At 61.9% G+C, this 21434-nt stretch carries 24 protein-coding genes; 10 read left to right on the forward strand and 14 right to left on the reverse strand.

The genetic code is table 11. The features are described from left to right. Nucleotides 1-208 precede the first annotated feature (208 nt). Both GSQ76_RS17105 and GSQ76_RS17110 read right to left on the reverse strand, forming a co-directional pair. Nucleotides 209-2182 carry a methyl-accepting chemotaxis protein gene (locus GSQ76_RS17105; protein WP_158745350.1) on the reverse strand — a complete coding sequence of 658 codons (1974 nt, stop codon included), beginning with the start codon at nucleotides 2180-2182 and terminating at the stop codon, nucleotides 209-211. 189 nt (nucleotides 2183-2371) lie between these two features. Beyond that, nucleotides 2372-2812 carry a response regulator gene (locus GSQ76_RS17110; RefSeq protein WP_256366997.1) on the reverse strand — a complete coding sequence of 147 codons (441 nt, stop codon included), beginning with the start codon at nucleotides 2810-2812 and terminating at the stop codon, nucleotides 2372-2374. A gap of 469 nt (nucleotides 2813-3281) precedes the next feature. Here GSQ76_RS17110 and GSQ76_RS17115 point away from each other — a divergent pair, with 469 nt between their 5' ends. The 5 genes from GSQ76_RS17115 to GSQ76_RS17135 all read left to right on the forward strand — a co-directional run bounded on the left by GSQ76_RS17115 (nucleotide 3282) and on the right by GSQ76_RS17135 (nucleotide 5158). Further along, a complete protein-coding gene (locus GSQ76_RS17115; protein WP_158745352.1) occupies nucleotides 3282-3566 on the forward strand; it encodes a hypothetical protein in 285 nt (94 codons plus the stop codon). 79 nt (nucleotides 3567-3645) lie between these two features. Then, complete coding sequence (locus GSQ76_RS17120) at nucleotides 3646-3906, forward strand: hypothetical protein (protein ID WP_158745353.1); 261 nt, start codon at nucleotides 3646-3648, stop codon at nucleotides 3904-3906. A gap of 144 nt (nucleotides 3907-4050) precedes the next feature. Beyond that, nucleotides 4051-4254 carry a cold-shock protein gene (locus GSQ76_RS17125; protein ID WP_158745354.1) on the forward strand — a complete coding sequence of 68 codons (204 nt, stop codon included), beginning with the start codon at nucleotides 4051-4053 and terminating at the stop codon, nucleotides 4252-4254. 220 nt (nucleotides 4255-4474) lie between these two features. Next, complete coding sequence (locus tag GSQ76_RS17130; protein ID WP_158745355.1) at nucleotides 4475-4645, forward strand: hypothetical protein; 171 nt, start codon at nucleotides 4475-4477, stop codon at nucleotides 4643-4645. 24 nt (nucleotides 4646-4669) lie between these two features. Further along, nucleotides 4670-5158: a hypothetical protein gene (locus GSQ76_RS17135; protein WP_158745356.1), complete on the forward strand. Its 489-nt coding sequence runs from the start codon at nucleotides 4670-4672 to the stop codon at nucleotides 5156-5158. A 1-nt stretch (nucleotide 5159) separates the two neighbouring features. Here GSQ76_RS17135 and cueR read toward each other — a convergent pair whose 3' ends face one another. Beyond that, nucleotides 5160-5609 carry a Cu(I)-responsive transcriptional regulator gene (gene cueR, locus GSQ76_RS17140; protein ID WP_158745357.1) on the reverse strand — a complete coding sequence of 150 codons (450 nt, stop codon included), beginning with the start codon at nucleotides 5607-5609 and terminating at the stop codon, nucleotides 5160-5162. After that, nucleotides 5606-7852 (reverse strand): cation-translocating P-type ATPase, encoded by a 2247-nt coding sequence (locus tag GSQ76_RS17145; RefSeq protein WP_158745358.1) that lies wholly within the window; start codon nucleotides 7850-7852, stop codon nucleotides 5606-5608. Before GSQ76_RS17145 ends, cueR begins: the two co-directional genes overlap by 4 nt. A 187-nt stretch (nucleotides 7853-8039) precedes the next feature. Here GSQ76_RS17145 and GSQ76_RS17150 point away from each other — a divergent pair, with 187 nt between their 5' ends. The 3 genes from GSQ76_RS17150 to GSQ76_RS17160 all read left to right on the forward strand — a co-directional run bounded on the left by GSQ76_RS17150 (nucleotide 8040) and on the right by GSQ76_RS17160 (nucleotide 9578). Continuing rightward, nucleotides 8040-8345, forward strand: a complete 306-nt coding sequence (locus tag GSQ76_RS17150; protein WP_158745359.1) for a hypothetical protein — start codon at nucleotides 8040-8042, stop codon at nucleotides 8343-8345. A 76-nt stretch (nucleotides 8346-8421) separates the two neighbouring features. After that, nucleotides 8422-8898 carry a low affinity iron permease family protein gene (locus GSQ76_RS17155; RefSeq protein ID WP_158745360.1) on the forward strand — a complete coding sequence of 159 codons (477 nt, stop codon included), beginning with the start codon at nucleotides 8422-8424 and terminating at the stop codon, nucleotides 8896-8898. Nucleotides 8899-9212: 314 nt separating this feature from the next. Further along, nucleotides 9213-9578: a DNA-binding transcriptional regulator gene (locus GSQ76_RS17160; protein WP_216851109.1), complete on the forward strand. Its 366-nt coding sequence runs from the start codon at nucleotides 9213-9215 to the stop codon at nucleotides 9576-9578. A gap of 3 nt (nucleotides 9579-9581) precedes the next feature. On the opposite strand, the gene GSQ76_RS17165 is transcribed toward GSQ76_RS17160, so the two are convergent. Next, nucleotides 9582-10889 carry an MFS transporter gene (locus GSQ76_RS17165; RefSeq protein WP_158745361.1) on the reverse strand — a complete coding sequence of 436 codons (1308 nt, stop codon included), beginning with the start codon at nucleotides 10887-10889 and terminating at the stop codon, nucleotides 9582-9584. Nucleotides 10890-11008: 119 nt separating this feature from the next. Between GSQ76_RS17165 and GSQ76_RS17170 the strand changes: the two genes are divergently transcribed. Both GSQ76_RS17170 and GSQ76_RS17175 read left to right on the forward strand, forming a co-directional pair. Further along, a complete protein-coding gene (locus GSQ76_RS17170) occupies nucleotides 11009-11578 on the forward strand; it encodes a TetR/AcrR family transcriptional regulator (RefSeq protein ID WP_216851110.1) in 570 nt (189 codons plus the stop codon). Between the two features lie 23 nt (nucleotides 11579-11601). Next, complete coding sequence (locus tag GSQ76_RS17175) at nucleotides 11602-12303, forward strand: SDR family NAD(P)-dependent oxidoreductase (RefSeq protein WP_158745363.1); 702 nt, start codon at nucleotides 11602-11604, stop codon at nucleotides 12301-12303. A gap of 7 nt (nucleotides 12304-12310) precedes the next feature. Here the strand turns inward: GSQ76_RS17175 and GSQ76_RS17180 are convergent, their stop codons facing one another. From GSQ76_RS17180 to GSQ76_RS17220, 9 genes are all read right to left on the reverse strand, one after another. Further along, the gene (locus tag GSQ76_RS17180) at nucleotides 12311-12565 is read right to left on the reverse strand and encodes a hypothetical protein (protein ID WP_158745364.1); all 255 of its coding nucleotides are present in this window, start codon (nucleotides 12563-12565) and stop codon (nucleotides 12311-12313) included. Between the two features lie 898 nt (nucleotides 12566-13463). Beyond that, entirely contained in the window at nucleotides 13464-13946 is a 483-nt protein-coding gene (locus GSQ76_RS17185) for a DUF4142 domain-containing protein (protein WP_158745365.1), read from the reverse strand. Between the two features lie 737 nt (nucleotides 13947-14683). Beyond that, nucleotides 14684-15703: a GNAT family N-acetyltransferase gene (locus GSQ76_RS17190; RefSeq protein ID WP_158745366.1), complete on the reverse strand. Its 1020-nt coding sequence runs from the start codon at nucleotides 15701-15703 to the stop codon at nucleotides 14684-14686. 174 nt (nucleotides 15704-15877) lie between these two features. Next, nucleotides 15878-16966, reverse strand: a complete 1089-nt coding sequence (locus GSQ76_RS17195; RefSeq protein WP_158745367.1) for a hypothetical protein — start codon at nucleotides 16964-16966, stop codon at nucleotides 15878-15880. Then, nucleotides 16963-18555, reverse strand: coding sequence for an NAD(P)/FAD-dependent oxidoreductase (locus GSQ76_RS17200; RefSeq protein ID WP_158745368.1), 1593 nt, complete (start codon nucleotides 18553-18555; stop codon nucleotides 16963-16965). The genes GSQ76_RS17195 and GSQ76_RS17200 overlap by 4 nt, the downstream gene beginning before the upstream one ends. Then, the gene (locus tag GSQ76_RS17205) at nucleotides 18555-20069 is read right to left on the reverse strand and encodes a polyamine aminopropyltransferase (protein ID WP_216851111.1); all 1515 of its coding nucleotides are present in this window, start codon (nucleotides 20067-20069) and stop codon (nucleotides 18555-18557) included. The genes GSQ76_RS17200 and GSQ76_RS17205 overlap by 1 nt, the downstream gene beginning before the upstream one ends. 8 nt (nucleotides 20070-20077) lie before the next feature. Continuing rightward, complete coding sequence (locus tag GSQ76_RS17210) at nucleotides 20078-20299, reverse strand: DUF350 domain-containing protein (RefSeq protein ID WP_158745370.1); 222 nt, start codon at nucleotides 20297-20299, stop codon at nucleotides 20078-20080. Between the two features lie 9 nt (nucleotides 20300-20308). After that, nucleotides 20309-20482: a hypothetical protein gene (locus tag GSQ76_RS17215; protein WP_158745371.1), complete on the reverse strand. Its 174-nt coding sequence runs from the start codon at nucleotides 20480-20482 to the stop codon at nucleotides 20309-20311. Beyond that, on the reverse strand, nucleotides 20479-21434 hold a 956-nt coding region (locus tag GSQ76_RS17220), incomplete at its 5' end, for a DUF4178 domain-containing protein (protein ID WP_158745372.1). The genes GSQ76_RS17215 and GSQ76_RS17220, both read right to left, overlap by 4 nt.

Here is a 21434-nt window from a genome sequence, read left to right on the forward strand (position 1 = left end):
CGTTGGCTCGGACTAGGTTGTGATCCACTTGGCCGGAGCCGCACCCGGCCAGCATCAGTAGGATCGCAACAGGGAGGCGCCCATATAGGCTATGTGGCACCGCATCGTCTCCTCATCGTCGGGTGTATGTTATCATGGGCCTATTTGCATGCCCATGTACCCGGCACCCGGACGGCTTGGTTGCAGGGAACGAAAATTGCTCACTGAGCTAGCTTGGGCCATTTTGCCTTTTTGTCAGGCTAAAATTAGAACTCCTCCCACCCATCGGTCCGGTCTGTGCAGCGCGCGGGACTGCCGGCGCGGGCTGTGATGGGGCTGGCTTGTTGTGTGCGCTCACCACCTTGAGCGATGCCTTGCGGGCGGCGGCATTCGCCACGATGGCCTGGTCAGCTGTCGGCTGGGTCACCTGGAACCGCCCGATCAGCTGGCCAAGCTGGTCGGTCTCCTGCGTCAGGCCGTGTGCGGCGGCGGTCGACTCTTCCACCATGGCGGCGTTCTGCTGGGTTACCTGATCCATTTGGTTGACCGCAGTGTTGACCTGCGCCAAGCCGCCCGCCTGCTCGTGCGCGGATCCGGCGATCTCACCCACCACCTCGGTGATTTCTACCACATGATTGACGATGCGGTTCAGGGCATCGCCGGTCTCGCTCACCAGTCTCACGCCCTCCTTTACCTGGTTGTCGGAGGTCATGATCAGCGTCTTGATCTCCTTCGCGGCCTCGGCGGAGCGCTGTGCCAGGGAGCGAACCTCGCTGGCGACGACCGCGAAACCGCGCCCGGCATCGCCTGCACGAGCGGCTTCGACCCCGGCGTTCAGCGCCAGAAGGTTGGTCTGAAAGGCGATCTCGTCGATAACGCCGATGATCTGGCCGATTTGGCGGGAGGACGATTCGATGTTGCCCATTGCGGCAACGGCGCGAGCGACGACGTGTCCGGAATGCTCGGCGTCGGAGCGAGCTGCGCCGACGGCCTTGCGCGCGTGTTCGGCACTCTCGGCCGTTTTCTTCACGGTCGCGGTAATTTCGTCCAGGGCCGCTGCGGTCTCTTCGAGGCTGGCCGCCTGTTGTTCTGTGCGACGGGACAGGTCGTCTGATGCCATCGCGATCTCCCCGGTGCCAGAGCGGATGGCGCCCGCGTTGGTCAGGATCTCCTGCATCGTGGCTTCCATTTGGGCGATGGCGCCGTTGAAGTCGGCCCGCAACCCCTCGTATTCCCCAGCAAATGGATTGTCTAGTCGCTGGACCAAATCGCCGGCGGCTAGTTTGCTGAGCGCGGCGGCTAGTCCCTCCACCACCTCGGATTGCTGCCGGGCGCGTTCAATCTGCGCGTCGGCGTGTCGGACGCGTTCCTCCTCGGCAGTTCGCCGAGCCTGGCTCGCCTCGCCTTCCAGCCGCAGCTTCTCGATCGCAGCATCTTTGAAGACTTGTACCGTTTGAGCCATCTCGCCGATCTCGTCCGTCTGATCCGCGGCGGGAATCGTGATGGAGTTGTCGCCCCTGGCCAGAGATTTCATTGCCACGGTCATCGCGTTGATTGGGCGGGCGATCGAGCGGGTGATGAGCCAGGCTGCAAGAAGGCCGACGAAGAGGCAGAGGATGCCGCTGGCTGCAACGATCACCTCCATGAGCCACATGGCGTGCTCAGCGTGCTTAGCATAGCTGTCCGACCAGGCATGGACGCGCTTAAACAGCTCGGACGATGTGCTGAAGACTTTCTCGTAAGATTGTTGAGTGGTCTTCGCCTTCACCACTGCAATGGCGTCTAGCACGGTCGTCGGATCAGAGGCGAATTGGAGCTCGGCTGTGACGGCGGTGTCCGCCCATCTCTTAACCGCGGCTTCCACGGCCACGAGACTTGGCAAAAGTTCAGGAATGTCTTGAGTTAGGGTCCCGCGAAGCTCGGCGGCGTCGTCATCAAACTTCTTCAAATTGGCGCTGGTCGCCTTCTCGTCGACGGGGTCATTGGTGAGGATGAACTTCAATACTGCCGCGCGTGTGGATGCGATATCTCCGTTCATGCGTTGTACGACTAGCTCTGCATTGTCGGAGCTAGAATTAATCGTTTCGACGGTGGCTAAGCTGGTGATTTGGGTAAACAGGAATCCGGAGCTAGCCGCCGTCACAACCAGCACGGCTCCAAATCCAATCGCCAGCTTCTTGGCTAAGCGAAGATTTTTCAGCATTATCGAACTACCTCATGCAGCAATCGGGCGCGGCATTGGGCAGCGCGGATGCCTATGATTGTAGTGAAGAATTACTAACAGGCGGTTTTTGCAGTCGGGTGCATTAATAACCAGGTCACCGCCGGGCGGGAATAACGCGCCTACTTACCGCAGATTCCTTTATCTAGAAGTCCGCCTGCGCGATGACTGCTAGGATGATGCCGCCGCGCTACTCCCGGAAGGTGGTGCAGCCTCGGCGGGCCGACCGAGGGCCCGCAAGTGGCGAATCACGTCTGCGATCAGGTAGGGTTTTGGGAAATATCGACAGCCGAAAGGCAGCACCGCCGTTGGATCGATCAGTTGAGCTGCGACTACCAAGTGGATCCAGGGCCAGGTTTCCCGCACCAGCCGGGTAAGCGCCACACCCTTGATCGTGCCGGGCATGTTATTGTCGGTGACCAACGCATGGATCCCTGTCGCGCCCATTCCGATCAGCATGAGCGCATCTGCGGAATCAACAGCATCGATGACGTTGAAGCCGGCATCGGTCAGCCCTTCAGAGAGGGTGAGCCGGATCAACTCGTCATCCTCTACGACGATGACGGTGCCTCGGGTTGCAGGTGCTGAAATCGCTCGTCCCCTCGCCGCCATTGCGAGAACGCCTAACCTGGCTAGGGCTGGGCAGTTCGTCTCGATCGTATCAAATTATTGGAGGCATGTGTGCTGACGCGTCGGAGATGCCAGAACGAGGGCCGACTTTACGTCGTTCCATGAAGGTGACCTTAACGACTGGCTGTCCGCTGTTCGGTAAGATTCAGCATGCCATTCGCCCTGATGATTCGCGACCGGTCGGATGAGGTGGATTGCCTGCAGAACGACGTTGCTCATTGGCGGGAGCTCTACGCGCTGCTGAGCGCACGTATTGTGGCACTGGAGGCAGCGGAGTCCATGCGAACTCGACGAGATGCACCTTCCAAGAAGGTTTCAAGAGAGGATGAGCGGCCGGCAGGTCTTCAGCAACGGAGAGGAAAACTAGATCAGTCTCATTAAATGAGATTTATGTTAATGTTTGGGTCACCACCGGAGATTACACAAGGCACGGATTGCAGGAGAAACAACCGTGTTGACTGAAATGGAGACTGCTGATTTGGCCGGCAACGATGTGCTAGAGCGCCGCAGGCCAGGCAGGCTGGCGATGGCTGACAGCGAGCTAATCCCGCTGATGCGTCGGCCAAGCGATCGTGTCTCGGATGAAGTCCGCTGCATGATCGATGAGGATAGCTTGTTGATCGACGTTGTTTCAGGGCCGCCAATGTCGGTAGAAGCTGCGGAACAGGAACGCGGTGTAGTGCTGAAGGTCGTCCTAATCATCTGTGGGATCTGTGCGTTCGCCATGGCAGTGTGAACTGGGCTGACACGATCCTGGATTTGATGCTAGTTGGCGTTCAATGTCAGGGATCGAAGTCGGATCGCACGACCGGACCGTGCGGAAGGCGCTTGTGGAACTTGCACCGCACGCCCGGGCACTATGGCGCACCCGCTATCTGAACGACGATGGCGCTGAATTGCGGGCGATGGCGGTGCTGGAACGGGCGGAGGCTGCGCTGCGTAATCAGGGGCAGCCGACGACTATTCGGACCGTCTGGGTGGCGCTTGCCGATCGGGCCGCGATCGGGGGCGAGCGTGATGTCCGGGCCGCCGCCGCGCTCGCAGGCTTCGCATTGGGGCTTGGCGGCGGCGGATGACCCTCTCGGCCGATTAAATAAGTACAATTGAAACAATAACATAGCATGAGATTGCGGCAAGTTTTGCCAATCTGTTGCCGAATGACTGGCGCTTTTACCCGGTAATGCGTAGGTATAGGCCAGTACATACGAAAGCAGACTCAAATGGCGACCGGCACAGTTAAGTGGTTCAATGCAACCAAGGGCTTTGGCTTCATCCAGCCGCAGGGCGGCGGCAAGGATGTGTTCGTGCACATCACGGCGGTTCAGGCAGCCGGGCTGAGCGGCCTCGATGACAATCAGAAGGTCAGCTACGACGTGATGACCGAGCGCGGCAAAGAAGCCGCTACCAATCTGAAGCTCGCCTAACCCAAGCAAGTTCGGCCTGGTTTGCCTGTACGGGCGGCCGGGCCGAAGACTGGCCTGCGATGCCGGGCACATCGGATACTCCGCCGTCACTATTGTGGGAGCGTTGGTGGGGTTACCCCATCCGATCAGGATGTCCGATGTTCAAATCCGTTCTTGCGGTCGGTGTGTTCTTGACCGTGACGCATTCTAATTCCTGCGCTGCCTGCACCTTCGAGATGCCATGACCAAGGCGTCCGATATTTCTGAAGTGCTGATGCCGAAGCACTCCGCCAAGTCGGATGAAGCCTCGAAGATCGCGTCCGAAATGGGCGACACCGCCGGCTCTGGAACAGTGACAGCCGAGACCTGCACCAAATTCAACGCGCTGATGGTGCGCGCCAAGAAACTATAATTCGGTCTCCGGGAGTATAACGACATGCGAGCGACCTTGATTGCGGCAGCCTTTGGCTGCCTGCTGGCCGTGCCTGGCTTCGCCAAAACTTACCAATTGCCAGATGCCAACCCGGCGGTCAGCGTCACGCTGCCGAACGCGTGGAAGCCTACCGAGGTCGAGAAGGGCGTTGAAGCAACGTCGCCCGACGAGGAAACCTATGTCGCGGTCGAAACCGCAACCGCGAAGACCCTCGAGACGCTCATCACCGACGACATCAAGTTCCTGACCGAGCAGGGCGTGGTGATCGATCGTTCCACCCAGCAGACCCATGACTCGACCATCAACGGTATACAGGTGTCGTTTCTGCGTTGGGCTGGCAAGGACAAGGATGGCCCGACCAACGTTACACTCGGCATCTTCGGCGTGACCGATAATCTGGTGCTGCTGCTCACCGCCTGGTCTTCCCCGGCTGGCGAGAAGCTGTACGACAAGGAGATCAGCGACATCGTCAGCAGCATAAAGCGGCCTTGATCTAGCCTGCGAGCCGGTCGCGGAAGCCGCGGCCGGTCTTTGGCACCTGTGTCACCCTGTGCTCGTTGCCGGACAAATCCCTCAGGATCGGGCAGTCCGGCCGACTGTCACCATGGCATTGATCGGCCAACTCCTTCAGCGTGTTGGCCATGGCGTTCAACTCGGCGACCTTGCTGCGAAGCTCGGCTACGTGCTGAAGCGCCAGTCGCTTGACGTCTCGGCTGGCGCGGTTGTCGTCCCCCCACAGCGCGACAAGTTGCTTGATACGCTCCATCGGCAAGCCAAAGTCGCGGGCGCGGCGAATGAACTGTAACAGGTGCATTTCGCGCTGACCGTAGACGCGATACCCCGCCTCCGTCCGCGGGGCCGGCGCGATTAGCCCCACATGCTCGTAATAGCGTACCATCTTGGCCGACACGCCGGAGGCCGTCGCCACCTCACCGATATTCATGGCCGCGTTTTCTCCTTCGCGGGGGACCAGTGTCGCAGCAGCAGTGCATTGCACACGACGCTGACGCTGCTGAGCGCCATGGCCGCCCCCGCCACCATTGGACTCAGCAGTCCCAGCATAGCTAGCGGGATGCCGATTACATTATAGGCGAAGGCCCAGACCAGGCCCTGTCGGATCTTGCTGTAGGTGCGGCGGGAAATTTCGATCGCTGCGGCCACTAACGCCGGGTCACCGCGCAAGAGAGCGATCCCGGCGGCTTCCATCGCGACGTCGGTACCGGTGGCCATTGCGATACCGATATCGGCGGCCGCCAACGCCGGCGCGTCGTTGATCCCATCCCCAACCATGGCGACTAACTGCCCAGCCTGTTGCAACCGAGTGATCGCGGCGGCCTTGCCCTCCGGCAGGATCTCGGCCTCCACTGTGTCGATCCCCAGCCGGTCGGCCGTGGCTTGCGCCGCCCCGGCGCTGTCGCCCGTGAGCATCACGGTGCGCAGGCCCAGCACGTGCAGGGCGGCGATGGCGGCTGCGGCGCCGGGCTTCGGCGTGTCGCCGAACGCGATCAGCCCCAGCAGGCGCGGTGCGGATCCGGCTTCCGCCAACCAGGACACGGTGCGACCGGTGGCCTCCAGCGCCTGGCCACGGTCCCTTAATTCGGCCATGTCCACCCCCGTCTCCACCATCAGTCGCGCGTTGCCGAGCACCAGGCGGCGCTCGTCTACCAACCCGGTCACGCCTCGGCCGGTGAAGTTGTGGAACTCAGTTGCGGGGGATGAGCGGACACCCTCAGCCGCGGCCAGCGTGCGAGTGGCAGCCGCCAATGGGTGTTCACTGCCATGTTGCAGGGACGCGACCAGGCGCAGCGCGTCGCCGCGGGTTCCCTCAAGCGGCTCGATATCAGTCACGACTGGAAGTGCCTCGGTGAGCGTGCCGGTTTTGTCGAAGGCGACGATGGTGACGGCGTGCGCCCGTTCCAGCGCTTCAGCGTCCTTAATCAGAATGCCATGCCGGGCGGCGGCGCCAGTGCCAACCATGATGGCGGTTGGCGTGGCTAGCCCCAATGCGCAGGGACAAGCGATCACCATGACCGAAACGGCGTGCAGGATGGCGGTAGCAGTATCGCCGGTCGCCAACCACCAGCCAGCGAGCGTCAGCACGGCGATGGCCAGCACCACGGGCACGAACACGGCGCTGACCCGATCTGCCAGGCGTTGGATTGGGGCTTTAGAAGCTTGCGCGCCCTCCACCATGCGTACGATGCGCGCCAGGGTGGTCTCGGCACCGACTGCAGTCGCGCGCACCACCAGCAGGCCGTCCAAATTGCCTGAGCCGCCGATGACGGGTGCGCCAGGTTCCTTGTCTACGGGCAGGCTCTCGCCGGTCAGCATCGACTCGTCTACCGCGCCACCGCCTTCCGATAGAATGCCATCCGTTGGAATGCGTTCACCGGGGCGCACTACGACCAGGTCGCCGCGGCGAAGTTGGCTGATCGGCAAGGCGATCTCCACGCCATCGCGCCGCACCCGGGCGGTGTCGGGGCGTAGGGCAATTAGGGCGCGGATGGCGCTGGCCGTGCTGCGCTTGGCACGGCCCTCCAGAAATTTACCAAGCAGGATGAAAGTGGTGATCAGCGCCGCGCTTTCAAAATAGAGCGGCAAGTTGCCCTGAGCGTCGGGCGTGCCAAACAGCAATATCCAGGTGCTGAGACCCCAGGCCGCGGAAGTGCCCAGCGCCACCAGCAGGTCCATGTTGCCGGCCCGGGCACGTGCGGCCTTCCAGCCGGCGACGTAGAACCGCCAGCCGAGCCAGAATTGGACCGGGGTTGTTAAAGCAAATTGCAACCAGCCCGGCAGCATCCAGTTCTGCCCGAACACTCGGCCAGCCATTCCGGCTAGCAGGGGGGTGGATAAGGCAACGGCGGCAATCAAGTGGATCAGTTCTTGCCGGCGCTGATGGTCGGTTTCAGCCGGCGAGGTTGCCTCGGCAACCCGGCGGGCCTGGTATCCTGCTTGAGCCACCGCCTCGACCAATGAGGTAGCGTCAATGGCACCGCATTGGATTGTCACACGGGCCTGTTCGGTGGCCAGGTTGACAGAGGCTGCGGTGACCCCCGGTACGCTCAAGAGGGCCTTTTCCACCCGGCGCACGCAGGAAGCGCAAGTCATGCCTTCGACAACCAAATCGAGCGCGCCCGACGTAGGGTTGGGCGTGGCGGTTGGCAGCGGGAGGGTTTGAGCGTCCATTGGCGTACTTCCGGTTAAACGGTTGGCACGCTCTAGATGGGGCTTCCCACCATGGGAAGGTCAAGGTGCTACTTCTCTTCAATGCGAGAGAGAAGTGCGAGGCAATTCTCCAAAATTTAGACGGTCGTTAATTTGTCTGCGGCATCCTGGCCGGGTCGAAGCGGTGACGGGTAGTTGGATGAAACAGATGACGATGAACGAAACGTCGGAACTGCAGGCCGACCCAGGCGGCGTCATCAACCTCGATCGTCGCCGCGCAGGTCGCCAGGATGTTGCGTCCGAGTTGGTCCCGTTGCTGCGGACACCGGCGCTGGGCGACGAGCTTTCCGAGGATCTGCGGCATCTGCTCGACAATGCGGAATCTGTCGAAGATGACGGTGATTGGACGCCGCGCGATCCGATTGCCCCGGCGCGTGGCGTTGCGTTGGCAGTGGGACTGTGCGTCCCGGTGTGGGGGGTGATTGGCGGCCTACTATATATGATGCTGCGTTGAAAAGCTTCTAAACGCCGCCATTCGGCATCGCCGTCACCAGCCAAATTGGCTACATGACGGCCGAAGGCGGTGCTGAATGGAACAACTCTTTTCGAAGCTGGCCCAATGGACCGGTGGGCAGCTTGGCAAACCGCACACATTTGCCGGTGCCTGCCTGATCGTCATCATCTGGGCAGTTACCGGGCCAATGTTTGGCTATTCCGACACTTGGCAACTCGTCATCAACACCGGCACGACGATCATCACCTTCCTGATGGTGTTTCTGCTGCAGCATACGCAGAACCGCGACACTCGGATCATCCAGCTCAAGCTGGATGAGTTGATCCGATCGAACGACAATGCGCGCGACGCCCTGCTTGGCTTGGAAGAGCTGACGGACGACGATATCCGGCGGATTCAGGCAAAATTTGCGGCCCTGGCGAAGATGGGCAACGTTCCGGATGAATTAGTTGGGGCGCATGAGGAGTTGCAGAAGGTAAGCAACGTCCTCCATCGCGTGCGGGGCCGCGTCAGGTCAGTCTTGAAGCCTCGGTCCCCGGAGCAGCAGGAATGAGCGATCCGATCGACTTCAAGCGTGAACGCGCGCGCCGGGCAAGGGGTGGTCGGACGCCAAAGTCACCCCATCGCTGGGTCACTATCGGCATCCTTGTGGCAGCCGTGGCATATGCATTGCTGCGCGCTTGGCAGGCCATCGGCACGAGGGGCGGTTAATCCAACGAGCGCAGCCTTGATGGGAAGCCATAAACGTCCATTTCCTCATCGGTAAACGTCCGTTAGTCTGACCTCACTTTACTGTGAACGTTGCTGGAGTCTGTCAGGAACGAACGATGTGGGGTCAAGGGTGTCGGGTGTGAACATTATGAAGCAATGGCTAAATTTGATCCGGACCAGTCGCACGGACTATCCAGTGCTGTTCCAGGCTTTCACCGGATGAATGATGCGGATGGGGCCGTGTCCCAAACGGCGGACGAGCCCTTGCTACATCGACTAGATGATAGTCGCGCGTGGCGTCTGCCTTCCGCAGCCGACGTGCGGGTCATTCGCGACAAGTTGGAATTGAGTCAGTCCCAGTTCGCCAATCGGTTTGGCCTCAGCGTCCGTGCCGTGCGCGAATGGGAGCAGGGCCGACGACAACCGGAAGCCCCGGCCCGAATTCTGCTCCTAATGATCGCAAATCGTCCAAATGTAGTGGACGAGGTGCTGGCCGCCGCCATGCTGGTGGCGGCGGCCTAGCCGTCACGCGGCAGCGGAGGCGGCGGGGCGCCGCGTCGGGGGGGCCGAGACGGGCTTGCGTAGCGTGATGACGAGGGTCGAGGCGACCAGACACAGCGCGCCGGCTGCGAAGAAGGCTGGCAGGTAGCTGGACAGTTCGGTTCGGGCGAGACCGGCGCCGTAGGCAGCGGTAGCCGCGCCAAGTTGATGGCCGGCAAAGATCCAGCCGAAGACCAGCCCGGCACGCTCCCGCCCGAAGCGATCGGCTGCGAGTTTCACCGTGGGTGGAACAGTTGCGATCCAGTCCAGCCCGTAAAAGACGGCAAAGATCGACAGCCCTGGTATCGTGAAAGTAGTGAACGGCAGGTATAGCAGCGACAGGCCGCGCAACCCGTAATACCAGAACAGCAGCCAGCGATTGTCGAACCGATCCGACAGCCAGCCGGAACCGACGGTGCCGATGAAATCAAAGATTCCCATGATGGCCAGCACGCTGGCGGCGCTGACAGCGGCAAGTCCGTAATCGCTGCACAACGTCACGAAATGCGTCTGAATAAGGCCATTTGTGCTGGCGCCGCAGATGAAGAAGGTCGCGAACAGGATCCAGAAGATCGACGTCTTCGAAGCATCGCGGAATGCCAGAATGGGCGATAGCAGGAACGAGCCCATGCTGCCCCCCGCCGGGGCTGGCGTGACGTCGGTGTCGCCATATGCGGGCAGGCCGATATCCACCGGGCGGTCCCGCATCAGGGCCAGCACTGCCACGATGGCGGTGGCAAGAAGGGCGCAGACGAATAGCAGTGCCACGCGCCAGCCGAACCGCGCCGTCAGCTCTGCCATTAGCGGCAGGAACGCCAGCTGCCCGGTGGCCGAACTCGCCGAGAGCAGGCCGACCACTAGGCCGCGGCGGTGTGTGAACCACCTGGTCGCGACGGTGGCGCCCAGGACCATCGCCGTTAGCCCGGTGCCGGTGCCAACCACGATCCCCCAAAGCAGGATCAGCTGCCAAACCTGGGTCATCGCCAAGGAGCCGAGCATGCCGGCCATAATGAGCCCGAGCGCGAAGACCACCACCGACCGCACGCCGAACCGGTTCATGAAAGCGGCGGCAAATGGCCCGAGAAGGCCAAAAAGGATGAGGCGGATGGCCAGAGCCGCCGAGATCTGTTGCGTGCTCCAGCCGAATTCCTGCTGTAGCGGAACGATGAGGACGCCGGGCGCTCCCACCGCCGCCGCGGTGACCAGCATGGTGAGGAAGGTCGCTGCTGCGACGGCCCAGCCGTAATGGATGTTGCGTCTGGCGAGAGCTGGGGCGAGGAATGTTGACAGCATTGCAGGAGCCTCGATCAATGGGCAGGAATGATGACGTCCGCCATCTTGTCGCATTGATGTGGAGGATCATATAATTTGTCAATCGGCGTGATGGACAGGGGTATTGCGGTGCGATGAGGGTGAGCAAGGCTCAGGCGGCTGAAAATCGCGAGCGGATCGTTGCCGCCGCCACACGGCTGTTTCGCGAGCATGGATTCGATGGTGTGGGCATCGATGCACTGATGCAGAGCGAGGGCATGACCCATGGCGGGTTCTACCGGAACTTCGCGTCCAAGGACGCGCTGGCGGCAGAGGCATGTGGCCGCACCATGGCTTTGGCAGAGGCCAACTGGGCCAAGATGATCGAGCGCGGCGGCGGCGAGGCGCGCACGGTGATAGCCACCCACTACCTATCTGCCCGCCACCGGGACGAGCCGGGTGACGGCTGCGGATTTTCTGCCTTTGCCGTGGATGCCGGGCGACGGCGCGGCCCCGTCGCGGCGGCGTTTGCCAAGGGGCTGCGGGCTGTCATCGGGCAATTGTCACACATAATGTCTGGCCGTGCCGCCGACGCGCGGCGGGAGAAGGCGATTGCCGCCATGTCCGGCCTGGTGGGTGCGCTGATCCTCGCACGCGCTGTCGATGATCCGGCGTTTTCAGACGAGATTTTACAAGCCGGCAAACGTGCTTTTGCCGGCGACACGAACTGACGGCCACCTCAGGAGCAGCCAATATGTCCAGCATACCGTTTCAGAAGGCCCTGATCGTAGGCGCGGGGGTGGGGATCAGCGCGTCGCTAGCCCGTGCGTTGGCGACGGCCGGCCTCTCGGTGGCGTTGGCTGCCCGCAATAAGGAGAAATTGGCCGGCTTGGCGGCGGAAACCGGAGCGCTAGCTTTTTCGGCCGATGCCGCCGACCCCGCCTCGGTGGCCAAGCTTTTTGCCGATGTGGACGCCAGGATGGGGGAGCCGGACGTCGTCATCTATAATGCCAGCGCCCGCGCGCAGGGCTCGATCGTCGAGTTGGATCCGGAGGTGGTGCGCCAAGCTGTTGCCATCACCGGGTACGGCGGCTTTCTGGTGGTGCAGCAGGCCGCCCGACGCATGCTGCCGCATGGCCGCGGTGCGATCCTGCTGACGGGAGCAACTGCTAGCGTGAAAGGGTTCGCCCATTCAGCCGCCTTCGCGATGGGTAAATTCGCGCTTCGTGGCCTGGCCCAAAGTGCGGCCCGAGAGTTCGGGCCGAAGGGGATCCACGTGGCGCATATCGTTGTTGATGGCGGGGTCCGCAGCGAGAAACGGTCCGACCCGGCAGACCGGCCGGATAGCCTGCTCAGCCCCGACGGTGTATCGCAAACCTATCTCGACCTGTTGCGGCAACCACGCGATGCTTGGTCATTGGAGGTAGAGCTGCGCCCCTGGGTGGAAAACTTCTAGCCCTTCGTCACTGGTTCTGCAGCACGACGACAAGGCCAATGAGGCCAATGAAGGCTATAACCATGCCGAGCAGGATCACCAAAATGGCGGGTCCGAAGTTGGTTTTGGGCACCTCGGCATAGAAGCGATTGCGGTCGCTTATCACTGGATTGCGAAACGCCCGCTCCAAAATCTCGGATCGGCGGTTCAGTTGCAGCACCCCCAAGAAAACGGTGGCGACGCCGCCGGCTGCCACCAGCGCTAAGATGGCCCAGCTTTGCATAAACCCCCACTCGTCATTCGCCCGATCCTCAGCTTTCCCCAGGTTCGCGACGTTCGCCAGGGACGAGGGACGGTGTAACGCGTCACCCGCCCAAGCGACAGGGGTAGGAGGTATCGAGACACCGGAACAAAACGGGCGTCACCGGATCCGGTTTTTATCGCCGGGGCAATCTAGAGCCTACGCGGCGACTGTAACAGGCGCGGCCATTCAGGATGACAGCGAAGCTATCGGGGCGATTGGGGTCGATACCAAAGGCTTCGGCGGCGATCCTGCCGAAGGGCTGCTGAATTGCGATGAACCGAAAGCGGCACGTTTCATCCCGAAGGGAACGAACGCGAACACGGCCGAGCATAGTAGGCACTCACTATCGATGAGCACGATGCCGCTGAATGGTTCCAGTGCGACGGACACGCTGCGGAATGCTAGGGGTTAGTATCCCATATCCGTGTTGGCAGGCGATGCCGTTCGCGGTGCTGCTTCCCGAGATCGGGCCCGGCTTTCAACTGGGTGGTGGACCGGTTGGTATGTGGGTGCGCAGGCTGCGAGGGCCACGCAGCAGAGCAGAGCCGTGGCGATCCATCGAACGCTCATCCGAGTGGCCCCACGCTGAGTGTAATTCCGCGTCCGAGCAGTTCGGCTCGCACGGTTGCGAGGTCCTGGCGAAGAATGCGCAAGACAATATCCCAGCCTGGACCAGGGTGCAGCCGGGATCGCTGACCGACAAAAATCTCTAGATCCTCCAGATGCCGCCCTGCGGCAACGATATCGTCAGGGCTCTCAGTCTCAAGCTGTGTTGTCACGCCGCCTACAATCATTGTGCCATGGCGAAATAGCACATTCGGCCTTAGGCGTGGGACCAGTGCTACGACGGCGGCCCACCGGGCCGCCGTCGGTGCCGCTAGCTGCTGGTGGCGGTCGGGTTATATTCGCTTGAGAGCACCGTCAGCGAGTCGAGGTTGCCCTGCACGGCGGGCAGCTCGGTTTCAACCTGGGTGCGCAGGGCGGCGTCCTTGGTGCTACTGTCTTCCTTGCCGAACACGGCCACGGCACGTTTGTGGAGGGCCAGCTCGTCGGCGACGTATTGGCGATCGAAGTCGCGGCCACTGAGATTTTGGAGCCGCGCCACGCGCGCTGCCAGATCGGGGGTCAGGATCGTGGGCGCCTTGATACCTTCGACATTGGCGGCCGCTTGCAGGCCTGGGCTCAGAGCGTCGGCCTGGGCAATGATCTTGCTCGATAGGTCGATGATGCGCGGGTCCTTCGTCTTCGTGGCGGCCAACTGGCCCTCCTGATGATCCAGCTGGATCAGGTCGAAGGCTGTGTTCACATATTCAGCGTCCACACTTCCCATGGAGCCGCTCGATTGGATCTGCGCTTCCATCGTTGTGCAACCGGTTGTGGCGACGCACGCGGCGGCCGCCATAGCCAGCCATACCGATGATCTTAAGTTTCGCATGACGCTTGTGTCCTTCCCATCTGTTACGTGCGCGTAAGCCGTTACAGAAGTCGCAAACGAAAGTTCAGTGAATGTTTGGTAAGTATCGTTCAAATAATAGTTCAAAGTCGCGCGAATACAGTTCGTTACATTGGTGCTAGGCTCGTCCTCGGATAGCCGTCTCATCTGCCCAGTGCGGCACAGTCAGCGACTTGCGGCGATGCCGCTTGCTAACGTCGTCGAGTGCCAAGTCGATTGAGACCTGATGCCAGTGCGCCCGTGGATCATTGGGCAAAAAGCCGTTTGATGGCCAGGGAAGCAGACCATCCTTGATATACTGGAACACGTCCGGCCCATCGATGAATCCGAGATATCTGCGAAGTTCAGAGAATTTCACCTTTAGCCCCTCAGACGCTTATCGTGGTGCTGGGACACTTGTGTGTTTCCAGAGGCACACCATCGTAAAGATCCGGTGGTGCCCGACGATGGAACTAGGCGCCTTCGCGAGCTTTGGCGTCATCCGTTTGGACGATGGGTGAAAATTTACTTGCTGACTGGCAAGCTATGGAGATGCACAAATAATGTGCATTTTCATTCGTGGAAGCCCGGCTGACGCGCGTGGCAATTTTGGTTCCCGCAATCCGCTGCTGCCATCAATGCATATGCGTTGATGGCATGTCGGGTTAGTTCAGGGCGGTGGGCGGCGGGCGACGGGTGATCAACCCCTTCACACGCCTGGCGAAATCAAAGGCCATACTGCTGCGCGATACGAAGTAGCGCGGCCGCAGCGTACCTCCAAAACCCGTCAACAGCGTCAAGTTCGTTCTGCTGTTTACTCGATCGACGTCAAAGTTCCGGCCCATCGCTGCGGCATGTCGCAGGGCCGACCAGATCAGCAGGCTGATAGCGCCATTGGCAGCGTCGGGGCGCCGGGTCGACATCAGAAAATACTCGGAACGCTCGTCCCATGCGGTAAATATTGCCGCGACCGGAGCGTTCTGGGCATTGAATGTCGCCAAGATGCGGCCGACGCCACGCTGCAGGCAGGCGCCGATTACTGCTTCACAGCGGTCCCGGTTGAATGCGTTCCGGGTGCCGCGTTGCCGAAGATTTTCCTCGTAAAAATCCAAGAATTCGGCCAACGGCATGTGTCGGCTTACCATCAACTGATCCTGCGCCCGGCGGACCACGTTGCGCGTCTTGTCTCGCATCCGGCGCCACAGCGCGTCGGATGAGTCTGGCGCAATGTCCATGGTGAAGTTGACACCCGTTGCGAAGCCAGCGGCCTCGAACGCCAGAGTGTCGGTGACGCCGCGATGCAGCTCGAACCAGGTGAGCGATGCCTCGGGAAGTTGTTTGATCAGCGCGGTGGTCGTAGTGAAGCTTCTGAGCGACCTTGCATTACCGGTGGCGGCTATATCTGGGGCCAGGGACGGGCCCAGAACATGCGTTAATGTCGGCATTACCACAACGGTCTGGCCCAGCGCCTTACGCTCCGTCATGTAGGGCAGCCGGCCAATGACCGCTCCGCCGGTCTCGACAACGGCCTCGCGCCACGTTCCCCCACTCGCCGCTTGCAGCCACCACTCCTCGTGAAAGATCGTTGGAGCCACCAAGCCGGCCGCAGGCGAGATGGTTTTACAAGCGCGATTTGTGGACAGATTGTAACCTTGTTCGCGCTCTACGGACGAAACATGTGTCATGCTAATGTCTGCGCGTAATCTACAAAGCGGTTAGGTGACCAGCTCTGACAGACACACACTATAAAGCTTGGCTCAAAAAACATAAAGCTTGGCTCAAAAAACGGCATACAATCGTCTCAATACATTCTAAGCCATGAACAGTACCTAAAAAATTGCTTTGGGACAACCTTTGTATCAATTATTGATACAAAACTCACCTTGCTGTGAACGGAGTAGAATTTGCCGCCAGGGTGTGCCCGGCTGCCCGAGGCGCCATATGAAAGCGTCCAGAATGTAGTGGGTGATCTGGGGCAGCGCCAGGAACGGCACCAGCCAGACCAAAACGTCCGCGTCTTGAACGATGTCGGTGAAGTGGAACAGGCGGAAGAGCGCCGGGTGGTCGGCAGCCACCAGGCCGTCCCACAAACCCTCCTCAACATAGGCAAGAAGGATTGGCAGTCCGATAAAGAGTGGCAGAAAACCGATCGAGAATAGCCGTTTGCCCGACATCGCTGGACCGAGCGATGCACGGTTGCGGCCATAGAGCCAAATTAGCGCCATATATGGCGGACCATGGGCTAGGATATTTACCGCAGTGAAGGCCAGATCGCTATTCAGGGCCACGATTCCGACCCACCAGGACAGCGCCGTCACCGCAAGGAGCAGGTTGCGCGGCCAGTTAAATGGCGCACCACAGCGCAAGCTCCACACCTCCTTGGCTAGATAGACCGCGGCGATGAGTACCGTCACTGCCAATGCCATGTCGGCCAGGGCCGGGCTGGACAGGGCGACAAAATCGCCCGGAATGAACCAGCTGAACGAGCGGTCGTGCGTATGCCACCAGACCAGCGGATAGAGGGTTGCAGCGTAGATCGCCGCCTTGTCCAGGAGGCGGAATTGCCGCTCTTTCCGAGCATACAGCATCATGAAGCCGTATTGCTGGCGGATGAAATGGAATACGGCGAGGTATGCCAGCACCCGCCAGAATACCATCGGCCCCAGGCTGTAGAACCCGGCGAAGACCAGCCAACCGAGTAGCGGCGCTAACACATACAGGGTGCGGCGCTGGCGGAACTCCGCCGGGTCGAAATAGGTGCGGTAGAGGGTGCTGTAGACATGCGCGACGTCTACACCGACGATCAGCACGGCCCAGATCAGCGGCGACACGGCGTGGCTGGTGAAGAATGCGGGGAAGCACAGCACTGTTAATGTCACGACCAGGCCAGGCGCCAGGATAAAGGCGCCATCGAACCCGGCCGAGGCGATCCACGGCTGGCGTGTCATGCGGCCAGATACGCCATCACGGCGTCGGCGGCGACGACCCCACGATAGTTTGCCTCCTCGAAGATGGAGATGCCGCTCATGTCGGAATGGGCGGCGAAGATCGGCGGCGTCTGCACGCAGGCAGCCGCCCGCGCCTCGCCCCACAGGAAGCCCGGCGTTGGCCGGATCATCCCATGACCCCAGAGCCAGACGTCGATGTTGGTGATCTGGCCATCCAACTCCGGGTGGGCGCGCATCAGGTCGGCCTGCACCATAGCTTGCCAGTCTGCGAGGCTGCGGCCGAACGCTTGCTGGCGGGCCTCGGCGGGCGGAAGGTCGGACAGCGGCCAGTAATGCGTCAGCACGGTCTGGCTGCGCGTGCGCTCCAGCCCCTGGTGCGTGGCCACGACGTAGCCGAGCGAGCGGCTGTCGTAGAACACGTTGTCCCAGCACAGCGGCATGCCTCGGCCGGCTGGCATTTGCTGAACGGTGACGTTGGCCACCATCCATGGGGCGTAGCTGTGGGCGTCGTCCGGCGTGCGGCCCAGCAGATGGTCGGCGATGAAGCGGGGCATCGCCATCACTACCGCCTTGGCCACGATCCGTCGGGATGCGCTGGTCACTGGGTCGAAAACATCCACCGCCACCCGGCCATCCTGCGCCTGTATGCGCCATGCGAGGGCCGAACAGGTGAGGTGGGCGGCCAGGCGTTGCTTCAACTGTCCAACGATCCAACCATTGCCCTGTGGCCAGGTGAGCACCGACTGGGTGTCGTCGTCACCGCCGCGACCGTCGCGGGCGGCGAAGTAGTGGATGCCGGCCCAAGCGGACACCTCATCGGGCCGGGTGCCGTAATCGTCGCGGCAGCAATATTCGACATACCAGGCGAGCGGCGCGCTGGTCCAACCCTTGGTGCGCATCCAGTCGGTCATGCTGGTCTGGTCCAGCGCGCGAAGCGCCGGATCGGCGGAGCTGAGGTCCAGCGGAATGGCGAAGGCCTTGCGCCCGTCTGCGCCGTAGAGAGTGCGATAGGCGGCCATGGCGGCGAAGAAGCTGCGATATTGGCGACGGTCATCCTCGGTGATGCCGATGGTCGGGAGGATATCCTCCTGCCAGCGACCAAGCAGGAACAGCCGTTCGCGCGGGTCGGCGCAGAGATAGCAGTCGTTGTAGATCGGGTCGCCATTTGCAGTGTGCCCGGTGATGATGCCCAGATCCTCGAACAACTCCGCCGCATGGGTAGAGTCGCGGGTCAGCAGCGGTACGTAATGGGCGCCCCAGGGATACGCGGACACTGCGTTCTGGCCGCTTGCGGCGTTGCCACCGACCTCGCGCTCCAACTCGATGACGGCGAAGTCCGTCAGGCCGCGCCGCTGCAGGCGCCAGGCTACGGACAGGCCTGCAATACCGCCGCCGACGATCAGCACGCCGGTTTCGGAGGTGACGCTGGGCTCGGGCAGAGCGCTGCCGCGCAGGCGGTGGCCGGTAGCGGCATCGCCACCGACGATCCGGCCGGGCATGGCCGCCGCTTCTGCGTCGCCAAACAGGCCCCAGCCGCCGGTCGCCAGCGTGCCGCCGCCAAGCAAGACATGGCGACGATCCAGTGCCATCAGTTCACCCCATACTCGGCCCACTCCGTGTCAAAATACCGCACCAGCGCCTGGCTATCGAGGCGATTGATCTCGGTTGGCACCCGGTCCATGTCTGGCGGGAAGTGCTGCATGTCCGCAGCCGTGGTGGCGTTGACGTAGCGCAGCCCGGCCGGATAGCGATCGTGCAGCGTCAACGGCGCCTGAGACGCCAACACGAAGCCCCACTCGCCAAAGGAGGGCACGTAGGCGTGATACGGCAGCGTCCTGAACCCGGCGGCTTCCAGCGTTGCGGCGACGCACCAGAACGACTGCCGGGCGACGTAGGGCGACGTGCTTTGCACCACGATGGCACCGCCGGGTGCCAGGCGTTGGCGCAGCAGGCGGAAGAAGGTGAGCGAATACAGCTTACCGATCGCGTAGTTGGACGGATCGGGGAAGTCTACGATGATGTAGTCGAACTTTTCGGCACTTCCGGCGTCCGACTGCTGCTTCAACCAGACGAATGCGTCCGCGGTGATTACGTGCAGCTTGGGGGAGGCGAAGGCTGCGTTGTTCAACGACGACAGCATGGTGTTGGCGGAGAAGAGGCGTACCATCGCGGGATCCAGCTCCACCTGAGTGATGCTTTGCACCGCATCGACCTTCAGCACTTCCCGCGCCGCTAGGCCGTCACCTCCGCCGAAGATGAGCACTCGGTTCGGCGTGTTCACCGCGGCTAGGCCGGGATGCACCAGCGCCTCGTGGTAGCGGTATTCGTCGCGGCTGCTGAATTGCAGGTTGCCGTTGAGGAACAGGCGCAAATCCCGCCGCGACGCCGTGAGCACGATGCGCTGGTAGGGGGTGGACTGGGCGTAGATCACCGGATCGGCGTACACCGCCGCCTCGGAGATCGCCATGATGCGATCGGCGTAGACGAAGCCCACCAGCAGCGCCACCAAGGCCGCGATGCCGGCCACGCGATGCCCGCGCACCCAACGCACCTCGTCGCCGAGACTGAACAGCAGCCATAACGCCACGGCCACGTTCAGCATGCCGAACAACAGGCCCGAACGGATGAGCCCCAGATGAGGCACCAGGATCAGCGGGAACAGCAGGGAGGCGAACAGCGCGCCGATATAGTCGAAGGTGAAGACCCGTGCGACCAGGTCCTTGAACGCGAACCTTGCCTGCAGAATGCGCAGCAGCAGTGGGATTTCCACGCCCACCAGCACCCCGATCACCCCGACAATGCCATAGAGCGGGATACGGAACGACGTCACCTGGTCGAACAGCAGGAACAGGGCCGCGGCCGAGAACCCACCCACCAGCCCGATCAGGATTTCCGTCCGGATGAACAGGGCCAGCAAATCCCGCTCCAGCCTGCCGGACAGCCAGGATCCGACGCCCATCGCCGACAGGTAGACGCCGATGACGGTGGAAAACTGCGTCACCGAATCGCCCAGCAAATAGCTGGCGAGCGTGCCTGCGATCAGTTCGTACACCAGCCCGCAGGTCGCGATGACGAACACCGACACCAGCAGGAGGGCCGGCATGGCGGCGTTCATCCGTGGATGGCGGCGCTGATGATGAGGGCGATGCCGAGCACGATGCTGCCGAGGAAGATTGCTAGGGCGACGTTCTTGCCCTCGGTGATTTCCCGCCAGAAATGGACGTGCGGCGTCATGCGATCGAACAGGATGAAGCCGATAATGTAGATCCCCAGGCCCATGGCGGAAAACACTAGGGCGCTGAGCAGATTGTGCCAGATCGGGTCCAAATCCATCGTAGCCTCCTATTTATGGGCGCCCAGCAGGAAGCCGCCGCCATGCCCCCCGCTGGCGCCAGTTTGGCCGCTCTTGGATGCAAGGCCCGAGCCGAATAGGGCCATGCCTTCGTATTTTGTATAGGTGAAGCCGCCCAGCACGATCAGGCAGAAAAGTGCAAACAGCAGCGGTCGCATGTTCATGCCCGGGTGCCTTCGCCCGAATGTCGTTGGGCGAAGCCGATCAGAATGCGCCAGATTGGGTAGATCAGCAGCAGGACCAGGGCCAGGAGGAAGAATCCGGTGCTTCCGACATGGCGATGCACGGCCAGGGCGAAGCTGACGCGCGCCGGGAAAAAGTTGGCGGCGCGTGCTGGCTGAGTGCCATACACCAAGGCGTCGGTATCGATCAGCAGCCGGTAGGTGCCACCGGGCACTCGGGGGAATAGGGCGGTCGCGCCCTGGCTACCCTCGGTCCAGGAGCCATCGGAATCGACGCCCTCATACTCCTCAACCGTGATGTCGGCGTCGAAGCTGCGTTGGGTGTCGACGTCCACCAAGGACAGACCCAACTCCAGCCACGTATTGCGGACCGGCGACGTGACGGCGATCTGCAGGTTGCCGCCGGAGTCCGGCACGGTGAAGTTCGGCGTAACCACGGGGCGGCCTCGATCGGCAACAGTGGTGGCGAAGTTCTGGCTGAACACCAGGGCGTTATGGCTACGACCGAACGGCACGATGGCCAGCAGGAACAGCAGCCCCATGGCCGCGATGCCGATCAGAACCACCGTGCCGTTAACGTGCCGGCGCTCGGTCGCGTGTTCGAATGCGGTCGGCGGCACAGCGCCGGTTTGCAGCTTGAATGCGTGCGTCACCATCGCGGCGGTCAGTTGCACGCCGCGGGACCAAGTTATCTCGCCGCCGGTTTCTTCGCGCGACAGCAGATAGGGCGAGTCGCCGTATTCGGCGACGGACGCCTCGTCCCCCACGCGGACGCGCCAGTAGAATTCGCCCATCACGTAGTCGGTGCGGGCGCGGGACTCGCTCAAGGGGCGGTAGTGCCGCCCGTCGTCGGCACCCGCGGCCGGATTCGGCACGTCCTGCGGCAGCATGGCGTAAAGAGTCCAGTTTTCCTCATCGGCGACCAGGAAGCGAA

The sequence above is a fragment of the Acidisphaera sp. L21 genome (assembly GCF_009765685.1).
Classification (GTDB): Bacteria; Pseudomonadota; Alphaproteobacteria; order Acetobacterales; family Acetobacteraceae; genus LMUY01.

What these genes read in the sequence shown, in the direction of transcription:
- GSQ76_RS17160 (WP_216851109.1), top strand. Translation starts at nt 9,213, where the DNA reads ATGGCTAAATTTGATCCGGACCAGTCGCACGGACTATCCAGTGCTGTT.
- GSQ76_RS17175 (WP_158745363.1), top strand. Translation starts at nt 11,602, where the DNA reads ATGTCCAGCATACCGTTTCAGAAGGCCCTGATCGTAGGCGCGGGGGTG.
- GSQ76_RS17105 (WP_158745350.1), bottom strand. Translation starts at nt 2,182, where the DNA reads ATGCTGAAAAATCTTCGCTTAGCCAAGAAGCTGGCGATTGGATTTGGA.
- GSQ76_RS17135 (WP_158745356.1), top strand. Translation starts at nt 4,670, where the DNA reads ATGCGAGCGACCTTGATTGCGGCAGCCTTTGGCTGCCTGCTGGCCGTG.
- GSQ76_RS17185 (WP_158745365.1), bottom strand. Translation starts at nt 13,946, where the DNA reads ATGGAAGCGCAGATCCAATCGAGCGGCTCCATGGGAAGTGTGGACGCT.
- GSQ76_RS17200 (WP_158745368.1), bottom strand. Translation starts at nt 18,555, where the DNA reads ATGGCACTGGATCGTCGCCATGTCTTGCTTGGCGGCGGCACGCTGGCG.
- GSQ76_RS17215 (WP_158745371.1), bottom strand. Translation starts at nt 20,482, where the DNA reads ATGAACATGCGACCGCTGCTGTTTGCACTTTTCTGCCTGATCGTGCTG.
- GSQ76_RS17125 (WP_158745354.1), top strand. Translation starts at nt 4,051, where the DNA reads ATGGCGACCGGCACAGTTAAGTGGTTCAATGCAACCAAGGGCTTTGGC.
- GSQ76_RS17155 (WP_158745360.1), top strand. Translation starts at nt 8,422, where the DNA reads ATGGAACAACTCTTTTCGAAGCTGGCCCAATGGACCGGTGGGCAGCTT.
- GSQ76_RS17205 (WP_216851111.1), bottom strand. Translation starts at nt 20,069, where the DNA reads ATGCCGGCCCTCCTGCTGGTGTCGGTGTTCGTCATCGCGACCTGCGGG.
- GSQ76_RS17165 (WP_158745361.1), bottom strand. Translation starts at nt 10,889, where the DNA reads ATGCTGTCAACATTCCTCGCCCCAGCTCTCGCCAGACGCAACATCCAT.
- GSQ76_RS17110 (WP_256366997.1), bottom strand. Translation starts at nt 2,812, where the DNA reads ATGGCGGCGAGGGGACGAGCGATTTCAGCACCTGCAACCCGAGGCACC.
- GSQ76_RS17130 (WP_158745355.1), top strand. Translation starts at nt 4,475, where the DNA reads ATGACCAAGGCGTCCGATATTTCTGAAGTGCTGATGCCGAAGCACTCC.
- GSQ76_RS17145 (WP_158745358.1), bottom strand. Translation starts at nt 7,852, where the DNA reads ATGGACGCTCAAACCCTCCCGCTGCCAACCGCCACGCCCAACCCTACG.
- GSQ76_RS17150 (WP_158745359.1), top strand. Translation starts at nt 8,040, where the DNA reads ATGACGATGAACGAAACGTCGGAACTGCAGGCCGACCCAGGCGGCGTC.
- GSQ76_RS17190 (WP_158745366.1), bottom strand. Translation starts at nt 15,703, where the DNA reads ATGACACATGTTTCGTCCGTAGAGCGCGAACAAGGTTACAATCTGTCC.
- cueR (WP_158745357.1), bottom strand. Translation starts at nt 5,609, where the DNA reads ATGAATATCGGTGAGGTGGCGACGGCCTCCGGCGTGTCGGCCAAGATG.
- GSQ76_RS17180 (WP_158745364.1), bottom strand. Translation starts at nt 12,565, where the DNA reads ATGCAAAGCTGGGCCATCTTAGCGCTGGTGGCAGCCGGCGGCGTCGCC.
- GSQ76_RS17210 (WP_158745370.1), bottom strand. Translation starts at nt 20,299, where the DNA reads ATGGATTTGGACCCGATCTGGCACAATCTGCTCAGCGCCCTAGTGTTT.
- GSQ76_RS17195 (WP_158745367.1), bottom strand. Translation starts at nt 16,966, where the DNA reads ATGACACGCCAGCCGTGGATCGCCTCGGCCGGGTTCGATGGCGCCTTT.